This is a genomic window from Paenibacillus sp. GD4, from assembly GCF_030846225.1.
GTDB lineage: Bacteria > Bacillota > Bacilli > Paenibacillales > NBRC-103111 > Paenibacillus_G > Paenibacillus_G silviterrae.
In genome coordinates this window covers 2039540-2045539 of sequence record NZ_JAVCYK010000002.1, presented here as the reverse complement: position 1 = coordinate 2045539, position 6000 = coordinate 2039540, and the positions used below count along the sequence as shown (strand labels likewise).

General features: G+C 47.9%; 4 protein-coding genes and 1 pseudogene. 2 read left to right on the top strand and 3 right to left on the bottom strand.

What is annotated here, in order from left to right; genetic code table 11:
* Positions 1-2 precede the first annotated feature (2 nt).
* Together RAC89_RS31610 and RAC89_RS31605 are read left to right on the top strand one after the other, a co-directional pair.
* Positions 3-1147, top strand: a pseudogene (locus RAC89_RS31610) (IS3 family transposase).
* A 503-nt stretch (positions 1148-1650) separates the two neighbouring features.
* Positions 1651-3168, top strand: coding sequence for an extracellular solute-binding protein (locus tag RAC89_RS31605; protein ID WP_306617738.1), 1518 nt, complete (start codon positions 1651-1653; stop codon positions 3166-3168).
* Between the two features lie 62 nt (positions 3169-3230).
* Here RAC89_RS31605 and RAC89_RS31600 read toward each other — a convergent pair whose 3' ends face one another.
* From RAC89_RS31600 to RAC89_RS31590, 3 genes are read right to left on the bottom strand one after another with little or no spacing between them, the layout of a single operon-like run.
* Positions 3231-4457, bottom strand: a complete 1227-nt coding sequence (locus tag RAC89_RS31600; RefSeq protein ID WP_306617736.1) for an MFS transporter — start codon at positions 4455-4457, stop codon at positions 3231-3233.
* 55 nt (positions 4458-4512) lie between these two features.
* A complete protein-coding gene (locus RAC89_RS31595) occupies positions 4513-4860 on the bottom strand; it encodes a GIY-YIG nuclease family protein (protein WP_284645342.1) in 348 nt (115 codons plus the stop codon).
* 20 nt (positions 4861-4880) lie between these two features.
* Positions 4881-5639: a DUF2087 domain-containing protein gene (locus RAC89_RS31590; RefSeq protein WP_306617734.1), complete on the bottom strand. Its 759-nt coding sequence runs from the start codon at positions 5637-5639 to the stop codon at positions 4881-4883.
* Positions 5640-6000: the final 361 nt, after the last annotated feature.

Genomic DNA, 6000 nt, shown 5'->3' with positions numbered 1-6000 from the left:
ATATTCGTCAGCATTTTGATGAAGAGTTCAAGCGTCAAACCGTAAAACACATGCAAGAGAGTGGGAAAACCCCAGCCGAAGTGTCCAAAGAATTGGATATCCCTGTAAGCAGCATTCGAGCGTGGAGAAAGCAGTTTACCAACACGGGTGAAAAGTCGCAACTGTTTGTCGATTACGAACGACTCAAAAAGCTCGAAGAGATGAATCGAGAACTTCAAGAGGAGAACGAGATTCTAAAAAAGGCGATGCACTTCTTCACGAAAAACCGAGACTGATTTACGCGTTTATCCGTAAATTCCGCTTCCAGTTTCGTGTTGAGAAGATGTGCTCTGTGATGGGCGTTTCCCGAAGCGGTTACTACAAGTGGCTGAACCGAAAGCCAAGCGAACAGGAAAAGCTTCGCAAGAAACGGATGAAGCGAATCCAGCATCATTTCTATGCCTACAAGCGTCGTTACGGCAGTGATAAGATTGCAGCCAAATTGCGTGAAGAAGGCGATACCATCTCGACGAAAACAGTGGCTCGCCTGATGAAAGAGATGGGGCTGCGCTCTTGCACAGTGAAGAAATACAAAGCAACCACCAACTCGAAACATAATCAACCGGTGTATGACAATGTGTTAAACCGCGGCTTTAACGTACTTGCACCGAACAAGGTATGGGTAACAGATATTACGTACATTGGGACATCTAAGGGCTGGGTTTACCTAGCGAGCGTGATGGACCTGTACTCTCGCAAAATCGTCGGTTGGGCGCTTGGGGAGCGAATGACCAAAGAACTAGTGTTGGAAGCGTTTGACCAGGCTTGTGAACGGCAAAAGCCTCCTCCAGGTCTAATTCACCATTCTGATCGAGGCTCACAGTATGCCTCAAACGAATACCGCGAGCGGCTGACGAAGCATGAGATGATTGGCAGCATGAGTCGTAAGGGCAACTGCTACGACAATGCATGTATCGAGTCCTTCCACAGCGTAATGAAGAAAGAGCTCGTGTACCAAACAAAGTTTCACACCCGAAAACAGGCGTATGATGCAATTTACCGGTACATTGAGTTCGACTACAACCGGATCCGCATCCACTCGACGATTGGTTATCTCACCCCGCATCAGTGCGAGAAGAGGTACTATGAACAACACCAGGTTTCATAGTTTCTGTGTCTACTTTCTTGACAGAGGTCCATTTCGCGCTTCCTTCGTGCCATTAGTTGCAAATCTGCGATTGGACGATTCTGTTCGCTGTTCAGCGGCCCGTTTGTTCGCTTCTTATCGCACTTTTGCAATTGTAGACCCCTTTTCGCGCTTCCTTCGTGCCATCAGTTGCAAATCTGCGATTGGACGATTCTGTTCGCTGTTCAGCGGCCCGTTTGTTCGCCTCTTATCGCACTTTTGCAATTGCAGACCCTGCTCCTCGACCTCGCGGCTTTCGGTAGGATTGGAATAAAAATACATCACTCTACGTTTGTAAAAATATCCAGTTTTTGTATAGATGGATGGCTGTGAAAATGTTACCGCGTAATACAAGAACGGCAGACAAACCCGCGTGGCGCCTGACTTTTATGAACATCAAATCCAATGATTATGTACGTACTGCTCGTCCCGACGATATGATGATGCCGCTGACCATTTCATCACACATCTTGGGGGAGTAATCTATGAGTAAATCGCTTACATCTTTATTGGCAACCTCGGTAGCGTTTTCATTACTGGTTGGTTGTGCCAACAGTAACACCGGCAGTCAAAGCAGCCAGGGAACTACCGAGGCTCCCAAAGGCCCGACACCAATCACCATTATGGCCAACCTGCACACGCCGGAGGTGCCGAATCAAGAAATCGAGAAGCTGCTCGAGGAGAGAACCAATACGAATTTAACCATTCAATGGGTTCCGGACGGCAGCTACGATGAAAAGCTGAACGCAGCCTTCGCCACAGGCGGACTCCCGCAAGCCGTATTTATGCGGAATCAAACCTCCCTACTGTTGTTCCGAGAAGCGTTCCGGAGCAATCAATTTTGGGAAATCGGACCGTACCTTAAGGATTATCCCAATCTGAAGAATCTTGATCCGAAGGTATTGAATAATACATCGGTCGATGGAAAAATCTATGCTTTGTACCAAGAGCGTCCGCTGTCTAAGCAAGGAATTATTTATCGTAAGGATTGGGCCGATGCGCTTGGAATTCCGGCTCCAAAAACGATCGATGATTTATACAACATGGCGAAAGCGTTTACCGAGAAGGATCCGGACAAAAACGGCAAGAATGACACCATCGGATTCACGGATCGTAACGATCTCATCTACGGCGCTTTCAAAACTATCTCCTCCTACTTTGGAACACCGAATAACTGGGCTGTGAAGGACGGGAAAATTATTCCTGAATTCGAGGATCCGGCTTACATGGAAACCTTGAAGTGGTTCCAAAAGCTGCATAAGGAAGGTCTGATTAACAAGGATTTCCCGGCTACTAGTAAAAATGATCAGCAAAACCTGTTCAACACCGGCAAAGCAGGTATCTATGTAGGATCACTGCAGGATGTCACAACGCTGCAGCAGAAGCTGTCCGGTACCGGCATGAAATTCGAATTGGATGTGCTCAATCGGATAGAAGGTCCTAAAGGACCTGGGGTATGGGCCCTTCCAGGCTTTATATCTGCGGTCATTTTCCCTAAATCCGCTGTGAAGACCGAAGCGGAGCTCAAGTCCATTCTGACTTATTTCGATAAGCTGATGGCGCCGGAAAACACCAACTTGATTTTCTATGGCATGGAGGGCAAGCATTACACACTGAAGGACGGCAAAGCCGAAGTCACCTCCGATGTGAAGCTGTGGGAGCGCGATGTCAAGGCATATCAGGCACTGATGATCGGCGGCGAGAGCACCATCAAAATGCTGGAGCCTACCTATACCCTGCCGGTTCGAGCCAAAGCGGAGCAGCAAGTGAAGGACAACAACAACTTCCTGATTCATGACCCGACGCCTCCGCTCGATTCCAAAACCTATACGGAGAAGGGCTTACGTTTGCAGGAAATCATCAAAGACGCTACTTACAAATTTATTCTCGGAGGCATCCATGAAGCAGGCTTTAAGAAGGAAGTCGAGAAGTGGAAGGCGGAAGGCGGACAAAAGATTATGGATGAATACACCGCTTCCTACCAGGCTGTAAATAAAAAATAAATCCTTAAACAAAAGGCTGATTTGTTAGCATATCGCTAACAAATCAGCCTCTCTTCTCTTGGTTACACCGTGCTTGGGTCCGCTTTTTCCGCAGGGGATTTGTGGCTCGCGCCCTGCTTAAACAGAGGACCTAACATGATCGCGCCCGCCGCGAACAAAAGCCCTGCAATACAGGAAACCGCGAACAGGGACATATTCGATTTAAAGACGCCGCTTAGAGACATTCCGATAACCATGAAGCCCATGAACATCGGGTTCATAACCCCGTTCACCCTGCCTATAAAGGATTGTTCGGTATTCTTCAGCATCAACGTATTAATGCCGATGTGAATGCAGGGGAAGAACAAACCGGCAATCGCCTGCGCCGCTATCGTGACTGGCGCGCTTGTAGACCAACCGATGACCATCGTTGTAATGACACTGCTGATCAATCCGGCCGCCAGCAACTTCTCGGGTGAAACCTTCTTTGCTACAGCCATCACGAGGCCCCCGCCGACCAGCATCGCTGCCCCGTTCGCCATCAGCAGCCACTGAAGGAAGTCTTTGCTCTTGCCCAAATTCTCTGTAGTAACGAAGATCATCAGCGGCTGAATGAGACCTACAGCCAAACCGGCTGCGGCAAACATGCCCGCCAATGTTTTGAGTGTAGGATTATTCCATACATACCGAATACCGTCGCGAAGCTCGCGGCTGAAATTCCTATCGGTTTGATTGTCTTCCGTTACCGTATCCGGCGGCAGAAATGCAAGCACCAAGGCGGATGCAAGGAACATTGCCCCCATGACACCGATGGAAATCTCAATCCCGAAGCGTTGATAGACAAACGTACCCAGCATCGGTCCAATGACCATGAAGATCGCCATCATAGATTGAAACATGGCCATCACACCTTGAAGCTTATCCTCCGCTACGTGCTGTTTGAACAGCTTCATTGCGGAAGGCTGGGAGAACTGAGATAAGATCGCCGAGATAAACGTAGCGAAGAATACGGCGTACCAGGAACCGTAAACTAGCGTGACCAGCACGACAAACACCGAAAGTGCCGACAACAGGTCACACCATACCATTGTTCGTTTCGGCCTCCAGCGGTCGGCGAAAGTTCCGCCGATAATCGAGAACACGAAGATCGGCGCGAATTCAACGACCGAGATGAGAGACACATAATACGGATCATTATTCGTCAAGTCCGTGACATAAAGCAAAATGGCAAAGTTACGGATCCATATTCCAAGCTGAAGTAATACATGAGACAACAAAATCGATTGCACATAGCGATTTTTTAAAATCATGAGATTGTTTCGACACTCCTTTATTGGAAAAACCAACTAAATTTAACGCGCAATGCTAATTATATCCTTTATCACCAAAAGGTTGTAGACGTTCGAGCCACTGTTCCTCCAGCTTCTTCAGCCGATCCGCAGACTTCCCGAAATCGTCCTGCTTCATTTCTACTTCTTCCAATATTTCAAAAACAAATGACTCTTTGCCATAAGTGTTCCAATCCTGCTGTAGGCTTTTGCTCATATGGGTGCCCATGGTCAGACTGACCATTTTTCCGTTGAGCGTCCTCAGGTTCCGTGTGCTGTCCACAAACAGCTTCCCGTTCGCGGTGTTACGGATTTGGTATACACCGCCTATCGTTTTCTGCTCCATAAATTGTGCGGCGAGCTCTTTCTTCCGATTCTTATCCATGGTTCTTCTCCTCTGTCCCGTTATACTTTAAGCCAATATTTGCTTCCATCCGGCTCCCTGTCCATGAAGCCGTATTCGATTAGGTATCTTCTCAAGGTTACATAATCGTGGTATACCTTTTCCAAAATTTCGTTCACTTCTTTCTCCTTGTAGCTCTGTCCTGCATCGAACCGTGAAGAAGCAATCTCTCTTAGGATGATCAGCTTCGACTTCTCTTGCATCTCGAAGGTTGTAATCGGTCCGTCCGTCCCCTCGGTAAAATACTTCGCCAGAATCCCCTTGCGCTCTTCTTCGGTCACATTATAGCGGTCGTCTACCATCTTCGCTGTCTTATGCACCGGTACAAAGGCGGGCGCATGCTGGTCCTTCTCCTTAAGCAGCTCCATCATGGCAAGAAATACCTTGGATTGGCGCTCCTTCTCCTTCAGCACGAAGCGATGATTGCGAATGGTGGAGCTGCTACCGATATTGAGCTCCTTCTGCACCTCAGCGTCCGTCTTGCCTTGATAAAACAGCTTCAGCAGGCTGTTCTGGTGCTCCGTCAATCCGGTTAGCTTCTTATCCAGCGAGATCAGGTAGTCGAAAACAGAATGATGTGCTTTATCAATATGAACGCGGGTATACTTCTCCGCTTCGTATAACGTCCCATCCACCTGATAAATAACTCCTTGCTCGAAGGTTCTGCCGCAAAGCAGGCACATGTAATAGTCGCGTTCCTGGATATAGCCCTTCTTGAGCTCCTCGACGGATGCTTCCCAGAATCGTTCGGAAACCTTCATGATACAACACTTCCTTGTAGCGTTTGTTAAATACCAAACATTTTATAATTCCGTTTGCCATTTACATAGACATCTTATTAGAATGTTGGCGTTTTGTCAACAGCTATCAGGTAAGTACTTGTTCAGTCTAATCATGCACTCAGAGGCCACCATGGCATGTTCCCTCATACGCCTCACATCTATAGCTTGCCCGAATGCTCGCAGCGGCTCCAGCCATTACGACTGTGCACACTCTGGCTGCTTGGTGGACATTGCCCGCCGAGCCGGCCCTTCCCTTAGCTATATTCAATGACGATGAAACCGGCTAGGATGTTCACTTGATTCGTAAACTCTTTCTCAATATTAGGAAGTCGCCGAATAA

What these genes read in the sequence shown, in the direction of transcription:
- RAC89_RS31605 (WP_306617738.1), top strand. Translation starts at nt 1,651, where the DNA reads ATGAGTAAATCGCTTACATCTTTATTGGCAACCTCGGTAGCGTTTTCA.
- RAC89_RS31600 (WP_306617736.1), bottom strand. Translation starts at nt 4,457, where the DNA reads ATGATTTTAAAAAATCGCTATGTGCAATCGATTTTGTTGTCTCATGTA.
- RAC89_RS31595 (WP_284645342.1), bottom strand. Translation starts at nt 4,860, where the DNA reads ATGGATAAGAATCGGAAGAAAGAGCTCGCCGCACAATTTATGGAGCAG.
- RAC89_RS31590 (WP_306617734.1), bottom strand. Translation starts at nt 5,639, where the DNA reads ATGAAGGTTTCCGAACGATTCTGGGAAGCATCCGTCGAGGAGCTCAAG.